A 21,191-nucleotide genomic window follows, 5' to 3' on the forward strand; every position below is an offset into this window, starting at 1 on the left:
CTGCGGTCGCCGCGTTCCCCCTGGTGACTTCGAGCGGAAGGAACCGGGATGGATTTCACTCAGGCCTGGCAGGAATGGAAGGCCGGACGCGAGAAGACGCTCGCCGACCCGCACGGCTGGCTTGCGCTGGTGTCGCTGGATTGGCTGGAGACCCACCCGCGCAGCTACCCCGGGCTGCCCGGCCTCTGGTGGCAGGACGAGGACGTTGCCTACGTCGACCCGGCCGGCGCCGACCTGCGACACGAGGGAACCCCGCTGTCCGGCGTACGCCGCTTCGAGCTGGTCAACAGCGGCCCCGGCGCCCGCGTGACCGCCGGCGACCGGGAGATCGAGATCGCCCGCCGATCCGGCTACCTGATCCGCGTACACGACCCGAAGTCGTTGGTACTGCGCAACTTCCATGGCGTCCCTGCGTACGAACCCGACGCGGCGTGGGTGTTCGTAGGCACGTACGAGCCCTTCGCCGAACCCCGCCCCACCACCGTGGGCGCTGTCGTCGAAGGCTTGTCCCACGTGTACACGGTCCCCGGCCTTGTCCACTTCACCCACAACGGCACCGAACACACCCTGACCGCGTTCAACGGCCGTGACGGCGGCCTGAACATCCTGTTCACCGACAAGACCAGCGGCGTGACGACGTACGCCGCGAACCGCTCCCTACCGGTCTCTGCACCTGCCACGGACGGGACGGTGACCCTGGACTTCACCCGCGCGGTGAACCTGCCGTGCGCGTTCACCGACTTCGCGACCTGCCCCTTGCCGCCTGAGGGGAACCACTTGCCGTTCGCGGTGGAGGCGGGGGAGAAGCTGCCGTTCGAACGGCAAGGGTGACTCAGTCCGGGACCCGATCCGCCTTTGCGATGCTGCCCGCTTGTGGGCCGAGGTCCTCCACCCATCTACAGTCCAGGATCGACAAGAACCAGGCGGATGTAGCTCACGGGGCTACGTGGGGCTACACTGGCCTCGTGAAGGTGATCACTCAGCGCGAGTTCCGCAACAACTCTGCTGCCGTCATGGACGCCGTCGAGGCGGGCGAGACCTACTACGTCACCCGCAACGGTGTCGAAGTGGCTGAGTTGCGGCCGACACCACGCAGGCGTCGCCTTACTGCCGAGGAGTTGGTACTGCGACATCGGAGGTTGCCCACGGTTGAGGCTGCGCAGATGCGGCGGGAAGCCGATGAGTTCTTCGGCACTGAGGATCGTGTGGATTCCGACGACATAGGTGAGCTGTCTCGTGACTGAGCGCCACGAGGCAGGTGTGCTCGACACCTGCACTTATATCGACCTTGGTCTGCTCGATCCCGCGGCATTGCCCAAGATCCCGGAACTCACTGCCGTCACCATGGCCGAGCTGCATCAGGGAGTCGCGATGGCCAAGGCTCCCGCCGTCCGGGCGGCGCGCACCGAGAAGCTCGGTGCCGCCATCGTCGACTTCGTGCCGCTGCCCTTCGACGGCGAGGCGGCCGCCCGGTACGGAACTCTGGTCGCACTGGTCCTTGCGGCGAAACGGAATCCGCGACCTCGGCGCATGGATCTGATGATCGCCGCCATTGCGTCCTCGCGCGATCTGCCGCTTTACACCCGAAACGCTGACGACTTTAAAGGGTTGGACGGCATGATCGAGGTCATCGCCACCTGAGCGATCTGTTTCGTGCGAAATGTGGCCGCCTCGGGCCTGCTGACAAGGTCGAGTGTCGCGATCTGTCGTCTACCGGTGGAGAGTTTCGGCGGTTAGTGGCTCAGCGTTCTGTCGGTTAGGCGTGGGCGGAAGGCGGGGAAGACTACGCTGGTGCGAGATCTGCTCGATCCGAGTCGAAGATCCTATTCTCGACATCGTCCAGAGTTCGATGAATCTCAATACCTTGTCAAAATACTGTTGGTTGTACGGGGTATCGGCAATCAGCGTGCCCGGACCATACTTGTTGCGGAGCTCTTCAACGTAGGCGATACCGGTCTTGTCGGTTACCTGGGAGAGCTTCCGTGACACGATTTCCTGGTCCGGGATGTAGGAGTCGAGTCGTTTGTAAGGAGGCTTATTCACGGCACCTGAGATTGCCGTTTCCGGCGTGTCAACATCAACGGCGGCCCGTTTATTGAGAGAATTGGGTTTCCACACTCAGTACTCACAAAAACGGACCGCCTAACATGTATCATACCACTGGACTTACCATCGAGCAGATCACCGACCTGTGCGGGTTGGTCGACATGGATACCACAGCTGAGCAGCGTAGGTGGCCACCGATTCTGGGCCTGTTCAACTCGGCGGTGATCGCGCTGACATACATGCGATGCAATCGGGTTCAGGCCGAACTGGCGGAAGCGTACGAGGTATCTCAACCGACAATCAGTCGTGCGATCACCGGAATGACGCCGCTGATAGAACGTGTTCTCAGGAAGTTCGTGCCGACGGCGGACGAATTGGACGACCAGACGCAGTACATCGTGGACGGAACCCTGCTGCCGTGCTGGTCATGGGCCGATCGCCCGGAGCTGTACTCCGGCAAGCACAAGACGACCGGCATGAACGTACAGATCGCTTGCACCCTTGACGGACGACTCGCGTGGATCTCCGATCCCATCGAAGGACGCCGGCACGACACGTACTGCCTGAAGGAATCCGGGGCGCTTCTGACTCTGAATCCGGACAACTGGATGGGCGACAAAGGATACGTGGGAAATTATATGCTCACCCCGATCAAGAAGCCGAAGCACCGCAAGCTCTTGGACTGGGAGAAGGAATTCAACACCCAGATCAACAAGATTCGCTACGTCATCGAGCAGACCATCGCCAACGTCAAAACCTGGAGGATCCTGCACGCCGACTACCGACGGCCCATTGAGACCTTCGCGGAAACCATCTCAACGGTAATCGCTCTGCACTTCTATGCGGCTGCCTGAATAACCCTCAAGGGAAACGGTGCGCCGACGTGGAGTTCGTTGATCGGGTAGCGGCCCCGGTTGTCCTGGTTGAACTGGATGCCGTCCTGGAGGCGTGACTTGAGCCAGTCCGCCCTACCCCCGGAGCTGGACTGGTCCGGCGGGTCGAGGGTGGCCTCGCCGTTGATGCCGACCCGGAAAGGCTGGGAGAGACGACCGCCGTCGGCGATGGAGGCCAGGGCATCGGCCACGTCGAGGGCATTGTTGAAGCCGTTGGCCAAGCCGCTCAGGTACCGGTCGAACGTCTCGTTCAGCAGCCAGTCGAGTTGTTCGGTGGTGGCGCAGCGAGGGTTGTCCCGGCACGCCTTGGCGATCTGCACGACGATCGACTCGCTGACACCGGGCTTGCCGGCGACGCAGACCAGCGCGCCATCGGCGCCGTCGCAGGCCGGCGCCACCCACGAGGAGATGAGTTGCTTCTGTTCCTCCGGGGTCAGTGGCTCCCCGGGCCTCTTGTCGGGGATGCCGCTGGCCTTTCGCCACTCGTCCAGTTCCTGGCGCTGGAGATCGGACACGGCCCGCCAGGCGTCGGCCTCGGCCCGATCAGCGGAAGCCTGCGTGGAGTCGACCGAGGTGCGGGCCTCGGCGGCATAGCGGTCTGCGTCGTTGGCCGACGTGCGCGCCTCCGCGGCATAACGGTCGGCGTCGGCGGCTGCTTTACGTGCGATGGCCGCGGCGTTCGCGGCGTTCTGTGTGGCGCTGGCCGCGCTGGCCGAGATCTGCGCCGGCAGGGACCGGATGGCCTCGTCGTGGCTGGTCGCGTCGGCATCGCGCTGGACGGCCTGGAACCGGCCGACCTGCACGAAATCGCGGCGCCACAACGCGGGACCCTCCAAGGCCACCTGTGCCGCGGCCTTGACCTCGGGGCCACCGTTGGCCAGCTGCTGGGTCGTGTTACCTCATCGTCGGCGTCGCGCGCGGTGTACTGGCCGGTCCGGAGGAACTCGGCGCGATCCGCCACGCTGCCGTCCAGCGCCTTCTGGGCTGCGCGCTGGACCTGGGGACCGCCGTTCGCCAGCCGCTGGGTGACCGCGATCTCGTCGTCGATGTCCTTGCCCGGGGTAGTCGCGGGTGCGGAAGAACTCCCGTACCGCTTCGGCGGGACGGGACAGCAGAGCCGGGATGGCGGCACGAAGCCCCGGCGGCCCGGCCTGGGCGAGCACGTCCAGAGTCGCGAGGTCGTCCTGGTCGGCGGCGGCCAGGCGCCCATCCCCCGACGTAATCGGCAACGTCCGCGTCGGTGCCGGTCAACGCGCGGGACGCGGCCTGCTTGGTCACGGGCCGCCCACGGTCATCAGCCGGGCGGCGACGGGCCTTGCCCCCGGATGTTGGACACGGGGTTATGCGGCTTCGGGCAGCGTAGCTGATGTCGGAATCAGTCTGTTCTCGTAGGTGATCGGGGATCGCTGTCCGAGGTAGGAATGTCGGCGGCGGGTGTCGTAGCGGTGGCACCAGCCGAACGCGGCCAGCCTCGCGTCGCGTTCACTGTCCACCACCGGGCGCCTTGAAGGGTTCGGCGTTTGAAGGCCGCGTTGAGGCTTTCGGCGGCGGCGTTGTCTGCGGAGCTGCCGATCGCGCCCATGGACTGGGTCACGCCGAGCTCAGCGCACATCTGGGCGTAGGCCTTGGAGGTGTAGACCGAGCCGTGGTCGGAGTGAAAGATCGCCCCGTCGAGGCTGCCTCGGGTGCGCTGGGCGCCCATAGGGCGTCGATGACCAGTTCGGTGCGATGTGATCGGCGATGGCCCACCCGACCAGCCGACGCGTACACAGGTCCATCACGGTCGCCAGATAGCAGAACGTGCCGTCGGCGACCGGCAGGTAGGTGATGTCACCGACATAGCCAGTGTTCGGCGCTTGTGCGGTGAAGTTCCGACCGATCAGATCCGGGGCCTTGGCCGCGGCGGGGTCACCGATCGTGGTGCGATGCCGGCGCCGCAGCCGAAGCCCGGACAGTCCGATCCCGCGCATGATGCGGGCGACCCTCTTGTGGTTGACCAGGTGCCCGGCCTTGCGCAGTTCGGCGGCGATGCGGGGGACGGACCTGGAGTACTCTTCACCTACGGAGTGCCTTCCGCTCGGCACTACTTGCGACTTCGCAATCCCAAGTTTGCCGGGCAGGACAGGCACTTCGTGCATCTACTGGCGCATGTCGCCGACCAACACATGAAATCTCGAGGCTAGCTCCTGCTGTGGGGGTATTCCGCCGAGCGTCGTTGGAAGGCCAGGATCTCCGGGTTCACGATCACGCCGTCACGGATTTCGATCGCGCGCCCGATGGTGTCCTTGATGTCCCATGCGGACGGACCGGCCAGCAGCGGCCGCAGCAGGGGGATGAGCGCCTCGCTGATCTCCCAGGTCGCCGAGTTCCACAGGTAGGACGGGCTGTGGTCGACGGCGTAGTAGGTGATTCCGTCGCCGACGGTGAAGGTCGGGTCGGCGAACGTTGTGGACCGGGCCCAGCTGAAGCCCATGCCCTCGTCGCACGAGACGTCGACGTGCCGTGATTGCGCCCCGTGCGGTCGCGCCGAAACCGATGACGGCCGCGCGCAGCCGGCGGCCGTAGTCTCCGGTCGAGCCGGCCAGCTGCAGGGCGTGCAGTATCGAGCAGTAGCCGGCCAGCTCGTTGTTCTTGTGGAACACGTGCAGCCCGAAGGAACCGTCACGGGTCCAGTGGTTCATCGCTTCGAACGCGATGAGAGTCAGCTTGCGGTCGACGGCCAGCTGGGTCAGTTCGGGGGCCTGGACGCAATGCGGCCAGCCCCACAGTATCTGGCCTGGTCGCAGCTCGGCGACGTCGGTAAGCAACGGCTTGGCGAGCAGGATGATGTCGCATTCGGCGATGAGTTCGGCGCGCGTGCGCACCCCGGCGACGGTTCCCTTCAGCTGTTCGTCGGGCACGCCGAAGTCCTCGCCGTAGCCGTGTTCGAGGTAGATGCGTTCGAGCAGGTCGGCGTCGATCCGGTGGAAATGGTGCGGGTGGATGGGCAGGCGGCGTTCGTCCGGTTTTCGCGAACGCGCGACGACGCCGAGAGTGAGCTGAGGCAATGCAACGGACCCCACTGCCGGAATGTGGTTTCGACACCGCGCCAGGGCGTCAGCGCCGCAGCTGTTCGGGTGCTTCGTCGAGCAGATGCAGCAGGCGCACCGCCAGCGCACGGCAGGCGGCGTCAGTGAGCTTGGTGTCGTGTTTGAGCAGGTCTCGTACTTGGGCGACCCGTTGTTCGTAGCGCGACACGAAGTCGATTCCGGTGGTCATGGGTTGTTCCTCTTTCTGGTTTGGCGGCTGCCTGTGGCGCAGGCGCAGCGGCGGCGTAACTCGCCGGCCGCGGCCGCGGCCGCGGCGCAGAAGCGGGTTGCGATCGCGTCGTGCGCATCCATCTCATGTGGACAGACGGGGCAGCCGGGCGCCGCGTCGGTGCTCGGCTCGGAGCGCGATGGGCGCCGGGATGTTCATTGCCCGGACGCCGGCGAGCCGTTGGGCGTCACGGCGACCGATGGGGGTGGTAGGGTCGCGGACGCGTTCTCGCGGGCCAGGAAGGCACCCAGTTCGCCGATGGTGCTCATCAACGGCGCGGGGAACACCACGGTGGTGTTCTTGTCCACGCCCAGTTCGACGAGGCTCTGCAAATTGCGCAGCTGTAGGGCTAGCGGGTGGGCCATCATCGTGTCGGAGGCGTCGCCCAGCGCGGCGGCGGCCAGCGACTCGCCTTCGGCACTGATGATCTTGGCGCGCTTTTCGCGTTCGGCTTCGGCCTGGCGCGCCATCGCCCGTTTCATCGTGTCCGGCAGCTGGATGTCCTTGAGCTCCACCAGGGTGACCTCCACGCCCCAGTCGAGGGTAGCGAGGTCGAGGATTCCCCGGATGTCGATGTTGATGCTGTCGGTTTCGGACAGGGTTTCGTCGAGCGTGTGCTGTCCGACGACCTTGCGCAGCGTGGTCTGGGCGATCTGGTCGATCGCGGCGTAGACGTTCTCGATCGCGACGACCGATTTCACCGCGTCCCGCACCCGGAAGTATGCTACCGCGGACACGTCGACGCTCACGTTGTCGCGGGTAATGATGCCCTGGGACTTGATCGGCATCGTGATGATCCGCAACGGAACCCGGCGTAGCACGTCCACCACCGGGACGATCAGCCGCAGCCCTGGCTCGCGCACCCCGATCACCCGGCCGAGCCGGAACAGGACCCCGCGCTCGTACTGCTTGACGATCCGCACCGCGCAGGCCAGCAGGGCCAGCACCGCGACGACGGCCGCGATGGTCAGAAAGACGGCCATGACGCTCCAGTCTCCGGCGACTACCGGAGGCGGAGGCGAAAACACCGGCGTGCCGAGGTCGTGACCACGTGGCGCGCAAAGACCTGGCGAACTACGAGGCGCCGGGGACGGCGCCGACTCGGTAGCCTGCGCACGGGATACTCCCGGGCACCCCCGACACTACACGCATCCGGATCGCCGAAGGTCACAATCAGGCATCTGGAAGCCCGTCAGTGGCGCGGGGAGGCCGTTGCCGGCCAGGCTTTCCGAGACCGTGGCGGTGGAATCCGCGGTCCGCGGCCGAGCGGAGCACCGCCCGTGCCATTCCGCCGGGGGTTTCCGTCGGCACCACGAGCATGCTGACCCGCCGCGAGTCCGGGCCGAGCGCTGTGATCGTGTTCGGGTCGGTGGAGCGGACGCCTTCCAGCCGTACGGTCCGGGTTTCGGCCCGTGCGATGCGGGCGGTGGGCCCCCAGGTGTCCAGGTGGTAGGCGACGCGGCTGAGCGGTTCGACCGCTTCGCGAAGCGCCGCCGCGACGGCCGGCAGCTGCTTGGCGAGATCCGCTGAACGCGGCCACCAGCCGCCGTCCACCTGCCCGCGGCTCGGCACCGGCCGGCTTCAAGCCAGGCGCGCCACAGCAGGCCCGTTTTCCGGTGTTTTCGCTGCTCCGAGACGGTCATTCGGATGTTCCTTTCGCATTGGCGCGAAGCGGGGCCCCGACCTCGTGCAGGTGCCGTAGCACCTGGGCGTAAGTGTGGAAGAGGCCGCCCTGGCTGTAGCTGATTCCCCGTTTCGCGCAGAAATCCCGGACCAGGGGTTGTGCTCGCCGCAGCTTGGCCATCGGGACGCTGGGGAACAGGTGGTGTTCGATCTGGTAGTTCAGCCCGCCCATCGTGAAGGTCATCCACCGGCCACCGTTCAGATTGTGCGAGGTCATCACCTGGCGGCGCAGGAAATCCAGTTTGTGGCCCGGTTCCAGATGCGGCATGGCCTTGTGGTTGGGTGCGAACGAGCAGCCCATGTAGACGCCCCAGGCCGCGTGGTGGACCGCGATGAACACGAACGCGATCCCCGGCGGCAGCAACACGAACACCGCTGCGAGGTAGACGACGAGATGCCCGCCCAGCAGGCCGGCCTCCAACCGCCGGCGTCTCAGGTCGCCGCGCCATACCGCCTTCGCTCCCGACCAGTGCAGGTCGAGACCTTCCAGCAGCAGCAGTGGAAAGAAGAGAAATGCCTGGTATTTTGCCATCCAGTGCAGGAAACCGGCTTTGGCACGGCTCTGCCGGGTGTTGAACGCCAGCGCTGGGATGTCGATGTCCGGGTCGACGCCGTCGACGTTCGGGTGGGCGTGATGTCGGGTGTGCTTGCCGACCCACCAGCCGTAGCTGATCCCGACCAGCCCGGCCAGCCCGGTCCCGATCGCGTCGTTGGCGCGGCGGCTGTGGAAGATTTGCTTGTGCCCGGCGTCGTGGCCGAGAAACGCCAATTGGGTGTAGGCCACCGCCAGCAGCACCGCGGTACACACCTGCCACCAGCTTTTCCCGCCGAGCGCGAGCACCGCGCACGCACCGCCGAACGCCGCGACAGCGATCCCGATGCGCAGCGCGTAGCGCACCGGTCGTCGGCGGAACAGCCCGGCTGCTTTCACCAGCGCCGACAGCTCGGCGAAGTCGCTGCCGGACGGGTGTCCGATGTCCCGTGCGACAACGGTTTTCCGTTCGTCCATGATGGGGTCCTCCTTTAACCAGACTGCAGGGGGAAGCCCGGCGGGGACAAGGCCAGGGCACGGATCCGGCCTCGTGCGAGCGCATCGGAACCTGGCATCCGCGTAATCGTTTCGCCGCCAGGCGGCACTCGATGACAGGCCTATGGCTCCGCGAACCTTCGGCCGGGCCCAGGCCTCCGCCGACAGCCGGGGTCGGGTTGCAGTCGGTGCGGGAAGAGGTCTCCGACACTACACCCGCCAGGGGATCTCGGCAGGGTGCCGGCGTGCCGGACGAAGCCGTCGCCTGGCCGCGTTTCCGGAGAAGCGGCGACGTCAGCGGCCCGAGGGTGTACCGTCAGTGGTGTCCGAGAGCATTTCGTGTGTGGGCGTTCGAGCCCACACCGTCCTCGGTTTCTTGTCCGGTCACCTGAGCCGGGGGCGGGAGCACGGCATGTAGCCGGCCTACGGCACACCATCGTCATCCCAGCGGCAATTATGCCGCAGAGCCGCTCCGGCCGGGTCTGCACTCCGCCGTCAGCGCTCAACCGGGAAATGGCGATGGTGCGGCGTGGCTCGTCCCGTGCCACACCTGCACCGGTCGTGCGGAAGGAAGAACTTATCAGAACCGCCGAACAGCCGTTGTTCAGCCATCCGGCCGTTGCCCAGCCGCGGCCCGATGCACTGACCCGCCCGCAAGACGACCGCTACGGCGGGTTGTTCCGGCAGCCCGCGGTTCCCGACGGCGGCAAGCCGGACGAGCGGCCGATTCCGCGCCCGCCACGCGGCAGCCGCGGATCTCGTCGGTGAGCGCCGCCGCCGCGCCCGGCTTTCGGCGTAGCCTGGCGGTATCGGCCCACCTCCGCAGGAATACGCCACCAGGACGGTCTCGGACCGGCCGGGCGGGAGCATTGCGATGACGTTCACTGCGAATGGCGGTGCCGCGGGTACTGTCATCGACTCATTGCCGGTCGGCCGTCGCTTGCGACTCAAGGGACCGGATGCCGAGAAGGGCTGCTTCGATGGTGCCTGGTGGCCACGCTCCCGGGAACCGGTCACAGAATTCAGCGCCCTCGTTACCGCGCTGGCCGAGCGTTCTGGGCGGGTCGACCGCATCGGGTTCAACCCGGTCTCCTGGGATCTCGCTCCTTCCCGGCTCCGCCACGGGCCGGATCTGGTGCGCCTGGCGGGTTTCTCCAGTCTCCAGCAGCACACTGTCGTCGTGGTCGGCCCGCGCATCCACCACTTGACGCTGCTGATGATCCCGCCGGAAGCCGATCCGGTCGCCGCGCGCGGCGCTCTGGTTGCCGCGGCCGCGGCCGAAAGCATCGGGACCGCATGGGAAATCCTTGCCCGTAACGGAGTACTCGCCTCGTCCTAGTGTGTCGCGTCTGAAATTACGAGTATAGATGTCTATAGTGTTTCTATGTCCCGTCGTGGTCCGCAGGCTGTCGAGATCGTGTTGTCCGAGCAGGAACGTGTCGAGCTGTCGCGCTGGGCGGGCGATCGAGCGGGTCCGCGCGTGGCGGAACGAGCGCGGATCGTGTTGGCGTGCGCGGACGGGGAATCGAATACCGCGGTGGCGGCCGGGCTGGGTCTCACGACGATGACGGTGGGCAAGTGGCGCTCCCGGTTCGCCGCCGATCGGCTGGCCGGCTTGGTCGAGTAGCCGCGGCCGGGCCGGCGCAAACCGGACCTGGTGCTCGACGAGCAGGAGCGCGCGCAGTTGACGCGGTGGGCGCGGCGGGCCAAGATTGCCCAATTCCTCGCGCTGCGGGCGAAGATCGTGCTGGCCTGCGCGCAGGGCGGGACGAACAAACAGGTCGCCGCCGACCTCGGGGTGGCTCAGGCGACGGTGAACCGCTGGCGCTCCCGCTTCGTCTCCGCCCGCTTGGACGGCCTGCTGGATGAGCCCCGGCCAGGGCGGCCCCCCTCGATCCTGCTCGACCGGGTGGAGGACGTCGTCACCGCGACGTTGGAGTCCGCACCGGAGGATGCGACCCACTGGTCGCGGGCATCCATGGCCAAGCGCACGGGGCTGTCCAAGTCGACCATCGGGCGGATCTGGAAGAAATTCGACCTCAAGCCACACATGCAGGACTCGTTCAAGCTCTCCACCGACCCGCAGTTCGTGGACAAGGTCGTGGATGTCGTTGGCCTGTACCACAATCCGCCTGAGAAAGCGGTGGTGCTGTGCGTGGACGAGAAATCCCAGATCCAGGCCCTGGACCGGTCCCTGCCGATGTTCCCGATGATGCCAGGCACACCCGAGCGTCGCACCTACGACTACCTGCGCCACGGCATCACCAGCCTGTTCGCCGCGTTCAACATCGCCGACGGCACCGTCATCAGCGAACTGCGCCACCGTCACCGCGCGGTCGAGTTCAAGAAATTCCTTGTCACGATCGACAAAGCCGTACCCGCCAACCTTGACGTGCACCTCGTCTGCGACAACTACGGCACGCACAACACCCCCGAGATCAGAGCGTGGCTGGCACGCCACCCGCGTTTCCGCATCCACTTCACCCCAACCGGATCGAGTTGGATCAACCAGGTCGAGCGATGGTTCGGACTCCTGACCGACAAGCTCATCCGCCGCGGCATCCACACCTCCGTGAAAGCGCTGGAGAAGGACATCACCGCGTGGATCGAGAACTGGAACCAGGACCCCAAACCCTTCACCTGGACCAAAACCGCCGACGAGATCCTCAACTCCCTCGCCGACTACCTCGCCAAGATCACCAACACCAGCAAAGATACGAACTTAGACACGTAATTTCAGGCGCAGGACACTAGTCGCCCTGCCGCGACGCTGGGCCGCCTGACGTCTCAGGCGGCCCCGGTCCGACTTACCAGCCCCGCTCGCGCCATTCCGCCAGCTTCGGCCGCTCCGCGCTCAGCGCCGTGTCGTCCCCGTGCCCCGGATACACCCACGTCTCGTCCGGCAGGACCCCGAAGATCCGCTCCGACACGTCGTCGATCAGCGAAGTGAAGTCCTCCGGCGAACCCGTCTTCCCGACCCCGCCCGGGAACAGCGAATCCCCGGTGAACAAGTGCGGCGGCCCAGCCGGATCGCGGTACAGCAGGGCGATCGACCCGGGTGTGTGTCCCCGCAGGTGGATCACCTCCAGCGTCACCTCGCCGAACCGGAGCGTGTCGCCGTGTTCGACCAGGAAGTCCGGGGGGATCGGCAGGGGGCCGGCGTCCAGCGGGTGGGCCGCGGTGTTCGCGCCGTTCGCGCCGGCCACCGCGCCCAGGGCCTGCCAGTGGTCGTGGTGCTGGTGGGTGGTCACCACGGTGCGCAAGGCGGGACGGTCCGGGCCGTGGCCGACGAGGTCGGAGATGCGGTCCGGGTCGTTCGCCGCGTCGATCAGCAGTGCCTCGTTCTCGGCGCGGCACACGAGCAGATACGTGTTGTTGTCCATCGGGCCCACGGAGAGCTTCGTGATGGTGAGGCCGTCCAGCGTGCGGCGGGCAGCGTCGCCGCCCGGTTCGACGTGCCCGGTATAGGTCTCGGCGATGTTCACGAGGTCCCACGGTAGCCGGGGCCGCCACACCGGTTCCACCCGTGCACGTACCGGTCCGGTCCCGGCGCGCCGCCTGTATCGTGGAGCGGGTCCCGCCCGCGTCCGGCGAACCGCCGGATTCCGGTCGCGGCACGCGCCCGGCCGGCCCCGGAAAGTCCACAGAAAACCAGGTCAACGACGTGCGTCGCGGTTTTTGTCGGTGGTCCTCCCTACCCTGGGCGGCGTCCGCCGGCGGCGGACAGACGAAGCTGAGAATGACTGAAGGGACGTGGGCGTGGCTGATCGCCTCGTTGTTCGCGGTGCGCGCGAGCACAACCTCCGCGGCGTTGATCTCGACCTGCCCCGCGACAGCCTGATCGTGTTCACCGGCCTGTCCGGTTCGGGCAAGTCGAGCCTCGCCTTCGACACGATCTTCGCCGAGGGGCAGCGGCGCTACGTCGAATCGCTCTCGGCCTACGCGCGGCAGTTCCTCGGCCAGATGGACAAGCCCGACGTGGACTTCATCGAGGGCCTCTCGCCCGCGGTGTCGATCGACCAGAAGTCCACCTCGCGCAACCCGCGCTCCACCGTGGGCACCATCACCGAGGTCTACGACTACCTGCGGCTGCTCTACGCCCGCGCCGGCAAGGCGCACTGCCCCCAGTGCGGCGAGGCGATCAGCAAGCAGACGCCGCAGCAGATCGTGGACCAGGTGCTGGAGATGGAGGACGGCATCCGGTTCCAGGTGCTCGCGCCGGTGGTGCGCGGGCGCAAGGGCGAGTACCTCGATCTGTTCCAGAACTTGCAGCAGCAAGGCTACGCACGCGTGGTCGTCGACGGCACGGTGCACCCGCTCACCGACCCGCCGAAGCTCAAGAAGCAGGAGAAGCACCAGATCGGCGTGGTGATCGACCGGCTGACCGTCAAATCCGGCTCCCGCCAGCGGCTCACCGACTCGGTGGAGACCGCGCTGCGGCTCGCCGACGGGCTGGTCGAGCTGGAGTTCGTCGATCTGGACGCGGCCGATCCGCACCGGATCCGCGGCTTCTCCGAGAACCTCGCCTGCCCCAACGGGCACCCGCTGGCGATCGAGGACCTCGAACCGCGGTCGTTCTCCTTCAACTCGCCCTACGGCGCCTGCCCGGACTGCACCGGCATCGGCATCCGCAAGGAGGTCGACCCCGAGCTGGTAGTGCCGGACGACGAGCTGTCCCTGGCCGAGGGCGCCATCGCGCCGTGGGCGGGCGGGCAGAGCGCGGACTACTTCCTGCGGTTGCTGGAATCGCTGTCCGAGGCGGTCGGGTTCCGGATGGACACGCCGTGGCGGCGGCTGCCCGCGCGGGTGCAGAAGGCCGTACTCCACGGCGTCGACGAGCAGGTGCACGTCCGCTACCGCAACCGGTACGGCCGGCAGCGCTCGTACTACGCGGCGTTCGAGGGCGTCATCCCGTTCCTGGAACGGCGCATGGAGCAGACCGAGTCCGAGTACATGCGCGAGCGGTACGAGGGCTACATGCGCGAGGTGCCGTGCCCGGCCTGCCAGGGCAGCCGGCTCAAGCCGGAGATCCTCGCGGTCACCCTGGAGCACGCCACTCAGGGCGAGCGGTCCATCGCCGAGGTGTGCGCGCTGTCCATCGCGGAGTCCTCGCAGTTCCTCGACGAGCTGGTGCTCGGCCCGCGCGAGGCGATGATCGCCGGCGCCGTGCTCAAGGAAATCCAGGCACGGCTGCGGTTCCTGCTCGACGTCGGGCTCACCTACCTCTCGCTCGACCGCGCCTCGGCCACGCTGTCCGGCGGCGAGGCGCAGCGGATCCGGCTGGCCACCCAGATCGGCTCCGGGCTGGTCGGTGTGCTGTACGTGCTGGACGAGCCGTCCATCGGCCTGCACCAACGCGACAACCACCGGCTGATCGAGACGCTCACCCGGCTGCGCGACCTCGGCAACACGCTGATCGTGGTGGAGCACGACGAGGACACCATCCGGTCCAGCGACTGGGTGGTCGACATCGGCCCCGGTGCCGGTGAACACGGCGGGCACATCGTGCACAGCGGGCCGTACAAGAAGATCCTCAAGAACAAGGAGTCGCTCACCGGCGCCTACCTGTCCGGCCGCCGCGAGATCGAGGTGCCCGGGATCCGCCGTACGGTGGACCGCAAGCGGCAGCTGACCGTGGTCGGCGCGCGCGAGCACAACCTGCGTGGCATCGACGTGTCCTTCCCGCTCGGCTGCCTGGTGTCGGTCACCGGGGTGTCCGGCTCGGGCAAGTCCACCCTGGTCAACGACATCCTGGCGCAGGTACTGGCGAACAAGCTCAACGGCGCGCGGCAGGTGCCCGGGCGGCACACCCGGGTCAACGGGCTGGGCCAGGTGGACAAGCTGGTGCGGGTCGATCAGTCGCCGATCGGGCGCACCCCGCGGTCCAATCCGGCCACCTACACCGGTGTGTGGGACCACGTGCGCAAGCTGTTCGCGGCGACCACCGAGGCGAAGGTGCGTGGCTACCAGCAGGGCCGGTTCTCGTTCAACGTCAAGGGCGGCCGCTGCGAGGCCTGCGCCGGCGACGGCACGATCAAGATCGAGATGAACTTCCTGCCGGACGTCTACGTGCCCTGCGAGGTGTGCAAGGGCGCCCGGTACAACCGGGAGACGCTCGAAGTGCACTACAAGGGCAAGACCGTGTCCGACGTGCTGGACATGCCGATCGAGGAGGCCGCGGAGTTCTTCGAGCCGATCAAGGCGATCCACCGGCACCTGCAGACCCTGGTCGACGTCGGGCTCGGCTACGTGCGCCTCGGCCAGCCCGCGCCGACGCTGTCCGGCGGTGAGGCGCAGCGCGTGAAGCTGGCCAGCGAACTGCAGAAGCGCTCGACCGGCAAGACGGTCTACATCCTCGACGAACCCACCACCGGTCTGCACTTCGAGGACATCAGCAAGCTGATCGGCGTGATCAACGGCTTGGTGGACAAGGGCAACACGGTGATCGTCATCGAGCACAACCTGGACGTGATCAAGACGTCCGACTGGATCGTGGACATGGGCCCGGAGGGCGGATCCGGTGGCGGCACCGTCATCGCCGAGGGCACCCCGGAGGAGGTGGCGGCGACCGAGGGCAGTTACACCGGTGAGTACCTGCAGCACGTGCTGAACCCGGCCTGATCCCGTTCCCTGCCGACCGGGCCCGGTCCGGGCGGGGGCGGGACCGCGGTGCGGAGAAGCGTGGGCTGCGGTGCGGACCGGGGGAGCCTGGGCGGAAGGCCGCGATCCGGCCGGTGTCCGGACCAAGGCTGTGAAGGGGCCCTTCACGGACTCTGGCGGGGCACCGGCAAAGTTGATCGGGAGCAGGGAGAGTTGTGGCTGCCGCGCTGTCATTGGCGGTGTCGCCGGCTCGATCGATTGCGTCCGGTAGCGGGTGATGCGGAGGTGTACGAGGTGTGTGCCGGACCGGTTTCGGGTCCGTGAAGGTGCCCCTGACGGACTCTGATTCCGTGAAGGGGCCCTTCACAGCCTTGCCGAAAGGTTAAAGGCGGACTCACGGGCCTGCGCTGCCGACGTGGCCGGCGCGGCGGAGCCTGGGGGCGGGGCCGCCTGAGGCCTGCCGGGGAGCGCGATCCCCGCGGAGCAGTCCGAAGCGGAAGCCGGGCCGCGCCGTCCGCTTTACCATGCGGAGGACGACGGAAGGCGGGCGCAGGTGGACCAGGACGGCCCGGCGAGTGCCGAATACCGGTTCCGGAGCAGCTGGTGGCTGCCCGGCGTGCCGGTCCCGCGGGTCTTCGACGCAGTGGTCGACCTGGAGTCCTACCCCCGCTGGTGGCCGGACGTGCGCTCGGTCCGGCGGATCGACGACGACACCGCCCAGGTCGTCTGCCGGTCGAGCCTGCCCTACCGGCTGGTGATCTCGATGCACCGGGAGCACCAGGATCCGGTCGCGGGCCGGGTCCGCGTCCGGATCGGCGGTGACCTGGACGGGGTGCTCGCCGGGTTCCTCCGGCCGGCCGGAGGCGGTACCCGGCTGGACATCACGCAAGAGGTCCGGGCCCGGAAACCCTTGCTGCGCCGCCTCGACGTGGTGGCCCGGCCGTTCTTCCGGGCGAACCACACGTGGATGATGCGCCGGGGCCACCGGGGCCTCGTCGCCTACCTCCGCCCGCCGGCCTGATCCGGCCCGCGCCACGCGCGACGAGGCGCACCCGGCCGGTCGCCAAGTCTGTGAAGGGGCCCTTCACGGACTCAGAGTCTGTGAAGGGCCCCTTCACAGCCCGTGGCCCGGAGCGAGCGGGGTCGGGTCGGGCGAGCACGTCGCCTGCCAAACGCCGTTCCGGTTGCCGGGCAAGAAAAAGTGCCGTGTTCGTGAGCACGGGGGACGCTCACGAACACGGCACCGAACAATCCGTTCCCCGGCTGGAGAGGCGCCGGGGAACGGATTCCGGCCTCAGCTGCCGGAAGCCACCGGCACCGGCTCTGGCTCCGGCTCCTTCGGTTGCTCCACGGGCGTGGCAGGCGCGTCGTCGAGCAGGGTGGCCTCGTCGAACGGTGCCTGGCCGGAGAACACCTGCTGTGAACGGCCGCGGTCGAATTCCTTCATCCACGACCCGATGAGGACGGTCGCGACCGCGTTGCCGGCGAAGTTGGTCAGCGCGCGGGCCTCGGACATGAACCGGTCGATGCCGAGGATGAACCCGACGCCGTCGACCAGTTCCGGCCGGTGCGACTGCAGCCCGCTGGCCAGCGTCGCGATGCCCGCACCGCTCACGCCCGCCGCGCCCTTCGAGGCGATGATCATGAACAGCAGCAAGGTGATCTGCTCGCCCAGCGCCAGCGGCTGATCCTGCGCGGTGGCGATGAACAGCGTCGCCATCGTCAGGTAGATCGCGGTGCCGTCCAGGTTGAACGAGTACCCGGTGGGCACCGTGATGCCGACGACCGGCTTGCTCACCCCGAGGTGCTCCATCTTCGCGATCAGCCGCGGCAGCGCCGATTCCGAGGAGGAGGTGGACAGGATCAGCAGGAACTCGCGGCCGAGGTAGCGCAGCAGCTGGAAGATGTTCACCCGGGCGCCGAGCCAGAGCACCGCGCCGAGTATGCCGAACACGAAGATCAGGCAGGTCAGATAGAAGCCCAGCATGATCACCAGCAGGCTGCGCAGCGCACCCCAGCCGGTCGCGCCGACCACCGCGGCGATCGCGCCGAAGGCACCGACCGGGGCCGCCCACATGATCATCGACAGGATCCGGAACACCAGGCGCTGCACGTGCTCGATCCCGCGCAGGACCGGCTCGCCGCGTTTGCCCAGCTTCTGCAGCGCGAACCCGGCCAGCAGCGCGACCAGCAGCGTCTGCAGCACCTGGCCTTCGGTGAAGGCCGAGACGAACGAGGTCGGGATGATGCCGAGCAGGAAGTCGACCCCGCCCTCGGCGCCCTTGGCCGCCTGGTCGTGCACCTTCGACACGTCGGCCGGGTTCAGGTGCAGCCCGGTGCCCGGGTGGATCAGGTTGCCGACGATCAGGCCGATGGCGAGCGCGAAGGTCGACATCACGATGAAGTAGACCAGCGCGGTGATGCCGACCTTGCCGACCTTCGCCGCCTTCGCGACCGAACCGATGCCGAGCACGATGGTGCAGAAGATGATCGGCGAGATCATCATCTTGATGAGGTTGACGAAACCGGTGCCCAGCGGGGCGAGGCCCTTGCCGAACGACGGCCACAGGAGCCCGACCGCGACGCCGAGCACGACGGCGGCGATCACGGCCAGGTACAGATAACGGGTCCGGTCGCGCTTGGGCGCGGCCGCTACGGGGGTCGGTGTCGGCACCGTTGCCTCCAGCTCGGGATCAAGTGGAACGCTGGTCACTATGCGGGCCGGATATGACCAGCGTCACTGTTGTGTTCATTGAGTTCGCACGGTCGTGTCCGGTGTGGACTCCCGCGCCGCGTGCCGCGCTGTCCCCGCCGGGCCGAATGTGCTGGTATGGACGGGTGCCCTCGACGCCGCGGATTCGCACGAGCCGCTGGAGCCTAGCCCGTCAGCTGCTGGCCCTGCAGCTGACGGTCCTGCTCGTGCTCGTCGCGGGCGGGATCACTATCGCGTATCTGGACGCGAAGCGCAGCACGACCGACCGGGCGCGCGAGCAGTCGCTGGCCGTCGCCCGGACCACCGCCGACGCGCCGGACGTGGTGCGCGCAGTGTCCACACCGGACCCGACGAAGACGCTCCAGCCCTACGCGCTGCGGGTGATCGCGGATACCACCGTGGACTTCGTGACGATCATGTCGCCGCAGGGGATCCGCTACACCCACCCGAATCCGGCGCTGATCGGCGGTCGGTTCCTCGGGCACATCCGCGCCGCGCAGGGGGGCGGGGTGGTCACCGAGACCTACACCGGTTCGCTGGGGCCGTCGGTGCGCGCGGTGGTGCCGGTGCTCGGCCCGGGGCACCGGGTGGTCGCGCTCGTGGCGGTGGGCATCACGATCGCCGCGATCAGCGCGGAACTGCAGGACCGGGTGGTGCCGCTGCTCGGGGTCGCCGCGGCGGTGCTGCTGGTCGGCGCCTGTGGCGGCTGGCTGATCAGCGTCCGGCTCAAACGCCAGACCCGCGGGATCGCGCCGGACGAGCTGAGCAACCTGTTCGAGTACCACGAGGCCGTGCTGCACTCGGTCCGCGAGGGCGTGCTGCTGGTCGGCCGGGACGGCGTGATCGGGCTTTGCAACGACGGTGCGCGCACGCTGCTGGGGCTGACCGGCGACCCGGTCGGGCGGCCGGTGTCCGAACTCGGGCTGCCGCCGGAGCTGGCTGCCTCGTTCACCGCACCGGAGACCCGGACCGAGCAGCTGCACCTCACCGATTCCCGGATCCTGCTCGTCGGGACCACGCTGGTGAGTTCCGGCGGCCGGGCGCAGGGCACCGTGGTGATCCTGCGCGATCACACCGAACTGCGGGCCCTGACCGGCGAGCTGACCACCGCGCGCAGCCTGTCCGAGGCGCTGCGTTCGCAGGCGCACGAGGCGGCGAATCGGCTGCACACCGTGGTTTCGCTGGTCGAGCTGGGCCGTCCGGAGGACGCGGTGGAGTTCGCGACCGCGGAACTCGCGCTGGCCCAGGAATTGACCGATCGGGTGATGAGCGCGGTCGCCGAACCGGTGCTCGCCGCGTTGCTGCTCGGCAAGGCCGCGGAGGCCAGCGAACGCGGGGTCGAGTTCACCATCACGCCGGACACCGTGATCGACGATCAGGGCCTCGGTGTGGCCGGCCGGGATCTGGTGACGATACTGGGAAACCTGGTGGACAACGGCATCGACGCGGCGGCGCGGGGCACGGGCGGACGGCCCGCGGTCGTGGTCACCGCGCGCTCCGGGGAGGACGGCCTGCTGCTGCGGGTCGCCGACAATGGGCCGGGAGTGCCGGAGGACGCGGTGGAAAACCTGTTCCGCCGGGGCTGGTCCACGAAGGCGGACGAGGGACACGGGCTGGGGCTGGCACTGGTGGCGCAGGCCGTCCGGCGGTATGGCGGCAGTATCGACGTGGGCTCCGACGGTGGCGCGGTGTTCACGGTCCGGTTGCCGAGGCAGGAGGTGGCGCGGTGATCCGGGTTCTGGTGGTGGAGGACGAGCCGGTGGCGGCCGATGCGCATCGGCTCTACGTCGAGCGGCTGCCCGGCTTCGAGGTGGCCGGGGTGGTGCACTCCGGCGGCGACGCGCTGCGGTTCTGCGAACGCGAGCAGGTGGACCTGGTACTGCTCGATTTCTACCTGCCCGACACGCACGGGCTGGCGGTGTGCCGCTCGCTGCGCGCGGCCGGTCTGCCGATCGACGTGATCGCGGTGACCTCCGCGCGGGACCTGGCGCTGGTGAAGACCGCGGTGTCCGTCGGCGTGGTGCAGTACCTGCTGAAGCCGTTCACTTTCGCGTCGCTGCGGGAGAAACTGGAACGCTACGCGGCATTCCACCAGGCCTCCGGCGAGGTGACCGGCCAAGCCGAGATCGACCGGGCGCTGGCCACCTTGCGCACCACCGAACACACGTCCCTGCCCAAAGGCATGAGCGCCCACACCCTCGAAGCGATCACCGAAGCACTCGCGGGCGCCGTCGAGGGGCTGTCGGCCGGCGGCGCGGCCAGCGCGATCGGGGCCTCCCGCGTCACCGCTCGCCGGTACCTGGAGTACCTCGCCGACAACGGTCTGGCCCACCGTGAACCCCGATACGGCCAGGTAGGGCGCCCCGAAGTCTGGTACCGCCTGCGTTCCGGATAGCAACCCGGGTGTATAATGACCTATACGACTCATTCTGAGGCGATTCCTTCGGCGCGGGACCGGTCTCGCGCCGATCGCGCTACCGTTCCCGCGAGCGCGAGGGCCACCTGCGACGTCTGGGCAGCTACGGTCTCTTGGCGGCGGGGCTGATCGCCGCAGCCGGGTGCAGCGCGGGAGAAGCGCCGCCGTCGCCGAAGCCGAGTCTCGCGCCCGTGAGCGTGCGGGAGGCCGACCCGTGTTCACTCCTCGAACCGTCCGCGGCAGCGGCCAACGGGCTCGGGCAGGGGGCGCAGTCCAAGGGGTCGACGTACCGCAACTGCTGGTGGACGGCGGATGCCTTCGCGACGGCGATTTTCGTTCGCTGGGACCGTGACGCGCTCGTCGACCTCACCACCAACTACCCGGTGTCGCTCGGTGAAGTGGAAGTCGGGGGCGAGAAGGTGATCAGGGCAAGACGACGGTCACGCCCGCCTGTACTGCGCTGTACCTGTCCGGGCAGGGGACGGTCGTCGCGATCGTCGTGAGTACAAGCGGCCG

The 21,191-nt window shown here is 68.0% G+C and carries 20 protein-coding genes and 3 pseudogenes; 12 read left to right on the plus strand and 11 right to left on the minus strand.

Going from position 1 to position 21,191, the window contains the following annotated elements:
* Positions 1-48 precede the first annotated feature (48 nt).
* From ATK36_RS29600 to ATK36_RS29615, 4 genes are all read left to right on the plus strand, one after another.
* Positions 49-831: a DUF1684 domain-containing protein gene (locus ATK36_RS29600; RefSeq protein ID WP_098514454.1), complete on the plus strand. Its 783-nt coding sequence runs from the start codon at positions 49-51 to the stop codon at positions 829-831.
* A gap of 134 nt (positions 832-965) precedes the next feature.
* Positions 966-1,244, plus strand: a complete 279-nt coding sequence (locus tag ATK36_RS29605) for a type II toxin-antitoxin system Phd/YefM family antitoxin (protein ID WP_098515275.1) — start codon at positions 966-968, stop codon at positions 1,242-1,244.
* The gene (locus ATK36_RS29610) at positions 1,237-1,641 is read left to right on the plus strand and encodes a type II toxin-antitoxin system VapC family toxin (protein ID WP_098514455.1); all 405 of its coding nucleotides are present in this window, start codon (positions 1,237-1,239) and stop codon (positions 1,639-1,641) included. The genes ATK36_RS29605 and ATK36_RS29610 overlap by 8 nt, the downstream gene beginning before the upstream one ends.
* A gap of 506 nt (positions 1,642-2,147) precedes the next feature.
* Positions 2,148-2,900, plus strand: coding sequence for a transposase family protein (locus ATK36_RS29615; RefSeq protein WP_245914325.1), 753 nt, complete (start codon positions 2,148-2,150; stop codon positions 2,898-2,900).
* Here ATK36_RS29615 and ATK36_RS29620 read toward each other — a convergent pair.
* The 9 genes and pseudogenes from ATK36_RS29620 to ATK36_RS29660 all read right to left on the minus strand — a co-directional run bounded on the left by ATK36_RS29620 (position 2,885) and on the right by ATK36_RS29660 (position 8,928).
* Positions 2,885-3,820, minus strand: a complete 936-nt coding sequence (locus tag ATK36_RS29620) for an ALF repeat-containing protein (protein WP_098514456.1) — start codon at positions 3,818-3,820, stop codon at positions 2,885-2,887. The genes ATK36_RS29615 and ATK36_RS29620 overlap by 16 nt on opposite strands.
* 47 nt (positions 3,821-3,867) lie before the next feature.
* Positions 3,868-4,149, minus strand: a pseudogene (locus ATK36_RS32600) (ALF repeat-containing protein); the annotation flags it as partial.
* A 130-nt stretch (positions 4,150-4,279) separates the two neighbouring features.
* A pseudogene (locus ATK36_RS34050) lies at positions 4,280-4,975 on the minus strand (IS3 family transposase); the annotation flags it as partial.
* Between the two features lie 216 nt (positions 4,976-5,191).
* Positions 5,192-6,001 (minus strand): Rossmann-fold NAD(P)-binding domain-containing protein, encoded by an 810-nt coding sequence (locus tag ATK36_RS29640; protein ID WP_245915301.1) that lies wholly within the window; start codon positions 5,999-6,001, stop codon positions 5,192-5,194.
* Positions 6,002-6,035: 34 nt separating this feature from the next.
* Positions 6,036-6,197 (minus strand): DUF6307 family protein, encoded by a 162-nt coding sequence (locus ATK36_RS32605; RefSeq protein ID WP_098514459.1) that lies wholly within the window; start codon positions 6,195-6,197, stop codon positions 6,036-6,038.
* Positions 6,194-6,361 (minus strand): annotated as a pseudogene (locus ATK36_RS33070) (RGCVC family protein); the annotation flags it as partial. The gene ATK36_RS32605 and the pseudogene ATK36_RS33070, both read right to left, overlap by 4 nt.
* A gap of 30 nt (positions 6,362-6,391) precedes the next feature.
* Positions 6,392-7,219, minus strand: a complete 828-nt coding sequence (locus tag ATK36_RS29650) for a slipin family protein (protein WP_098514460.1) — start codon at positions 7,217-7,219, stop codon at positions 6,392-6,394.
* 190 nt (positions 7,220-7,409) lie between these two features.
* A complete protein-coding gene (locus ATK36_RS29655) occupies positions 7,410-7,808 on the minus strand; it encodes a DUF5994 family protein (protein ID WP_141544574.1) in 399 nt (132 codons plus the stop codon).
* Between the two features lie 67 nt (positions 7,809-7,875).
* On the minus strand, positions 7,876-8,928 hold the full coding sequence (locus tag ATK36_RS29660; RefSeq protein ID WP_098514462.1) for a fatty acid desaturase family protein: 1,053 nt from the start codon (positions 8,926-8,928) through the stop codon (positions 7,876-7,878).
* An 892-nt stretch (positions 8,929-9,820) separates the two neighbouring features.
* On the opposite strand from ATK36_RS29660, the gene ATK36_RS29670 reads away from it, so the two are divergent.
* The 3 genes from ATK36_RS29670 to ATK36_RS29680 are packed head-to-tail and all read left to right on the plus strand — an operon-like array spanning position 9,821 to position 11,680.
* Positions 9,821-10,285, plus strand: a complete 465-nt coding sequence (locus tag ATK36_RS29670; protein WP_098514464.1) for a DUF5994 family protein — start codon at positions 9,821-9,823, stop codon at positions 10,283-10,285.
* A gap of 45 nt (positions 10,286-10,330) precedes the next feature.
* Positions 10,331-10,573, plus strand: coding sequence for a helix-turn-helix domain-containing protein (locus ATK36_RS29675; protein ID WP_098514465.1), 243 nt, complete (start codon positions 10,331-10,333; stop codon positions 10,571-10,573).
* Between the two features lie 27 nt (positions 10,574-10,600).
* Positions 10,601-11,680: an IS630 family transposase gene (locus ATK36_RS29680; protein WP_098514466.1), complete on the plus strand. Its 1,080-nt coding sequence runs from the start codon at positions 10,601-10,603 to the stop codon at positions 11,678-11,680.
* Positions 11,681-11,753: 73 nt separating this feature from the next.
* Here ATK36_RS29680 and ATK36_RS29685 read toward each other — a convergent pair whose 3' ends face one another.
* On the minus strand, positions 11,754-12,431 hold the full coding sequence (locus ATK36_RS29685; RefSeq protein WP_098515276.1) for an MBL fold metallo-hydrolase: 678 nt from the start codon (positions 12,429-12,431) through the stop codon (positions 11,754-11,756).
* A gap of 274 nt (positions 12,432-12,705) precedes the next feature.
* Here ATK36_RS29685 and uvrA point away from each other — a divergent pair, with 274 nt between their 5' ends.
* Together uvrA and ATK36_RS29695 are read left to right on the plus strand one after the other, a co-directional pair.
* Positions 12,706-15,567, plus strand: a complete 2,862-nt coding sequence (gene uvrA / locus ATK36_RS29690) for an excinuclease ABC subunit UvrA (protein ID WP_098515277.1) — start codon at positions 12,706-12,708, stop codon at positions 15,565-15,567.
* A 532-nt stretch (positions 15,568-16,099) separates the two neighbouring features.
* Complete coding sequence (locus ATK36_RS29695; protein WP_098514467.1) at positions 16,100-16,567, plus strand: SRPBCC family protein; 468 nt, start codon at positions 16,100-16,102, stop codon at positions 16,565-16,567.
* A gap of 273 nt (positions 16,568-16,840) precedes the next feature.
* Here the strand turns inward: ATK36_RS29695 and ATK36_RS29700 are convergent, their stop codons facing one another.
* Positions 16,841-18,220, minus strand: a complete 1,380-nt coding sequence (locus tag ATK36_RS29700; protein ID WP_098514468.1) for a cation:dicarboxylate symporter family transporter — start codon at positions 18,218-18,220, stop codon at positions 16,841-16,843.
* Between the two features lie 146 nt (positions 18,221-18,366).
* Between ATK36_RS29700 and ATK36_RS29705 the strand changes: the two genes are divergently transcribed.
* From ATK36_RS29705 to ATK36_RS31845, 3 genes are all read left to right on the plus strand, one after another.
* Positions 18,367-19,989: a sensor histidine kinase gene (locus ATK36_RS29705; RefSeq protein ID WP_098515278.1), complete on the plus strand. Its 1,623-nt coding sequence runs from the start codon at positions 18,367-18,369 to the stop codon at positions 19,987-19,989.
* Entirely contained in the window at positions 19,986-20,654 is a 669-nt protein-coding gene (locus tag ATK36_RS29710) for a response regulator (protein ID WP_098514469.1), read from the plus strand. The genes ATK36_RS29705 and ATK36_RS29710 overlap by 4 nt, the downstream gene beginning before the upstream one ends.
* A gap of 212 nt (positions 20,655-20,866) precedes the next feature.
* Complete coding sequence (locus ATK36_RS31845; RefSeq protein WP_170069964.1) at positions 20,867-21,178, plus strand: hypothetical protein; 312 nt, start codon at positions 20,867-20,869, stop codon at positions 21,176-21,178.
* The last annotated feature ends 13 nt before the right edge of the window (positions 21,179-21,191 follow it).

Origin of the sequence: Amycolatopsis sulphurea, assembly GCF_002564045.1 — a bacterium.
Classification (GTDB): domain Bacteria; phylum Actinomycetota; class Actinomycetes; order Mycobacteriales; family Pseudonocardiaceae; genus Amycolatopsis; species Amycolatopsis sulphurea.

Coding starts and splice junctions, on each gene's coding strand:
- ATK36_RS29650 (WP_098514460.1), bottom strand. CDS start 7,219: ATGGCCGTCTTTCTGACCATCGCGGCCGTCGTCGCGGTGCTGGCCCTG.
- ATK36_RS32605 (WP_098514459.1), bottom strand. CDS start 6,197: ATGACCACCGGAATCGACTTCGTGTCGCGCTACGAACAACGGGTCGCC.
- ATK36_RS29670 (WP_098514464.1), top strand. CDS start 9,821: ATGACGTTCACTGCGAATGGCGGTGCCGCGGGTACTGTCATCGACTCA.
- ATK36_RS29705 (WP_098515278.1), top strand. CDS start 18,367: ATGTGCTGGTATGGACGGGTGCCCTCGACGCCGCGGATTCGCACGAGC.
- ATK36_RS29615 (WP_245914325.1), top strand. CDS start 2,148: ATGTATCATACCACTGGACTTACCATCGAGCAGATCACCGACCTGTGC.
- ATK36_RS29675 (WP_098514465.1), top strand. CDS start 10,331: ATGTCCCGTCGTGGTCCGCAGGCTGTCGAGATCGTGTTGTCCGAGCAG.
- ATK36_RS29600 (WP_098514454.1), top strand. CDS start 49: ATGGATTTCACTCAGGCCTGGCAGGAATGGAAGGCCGGACGCGAGAAG.
- ATK36_RS29660 (WP_098514462.1), bottom strand. CDS start 8,928: ATGGACGAACGGAAAACCGTTGTCGCACGGGACATCGGACACCCGTCC.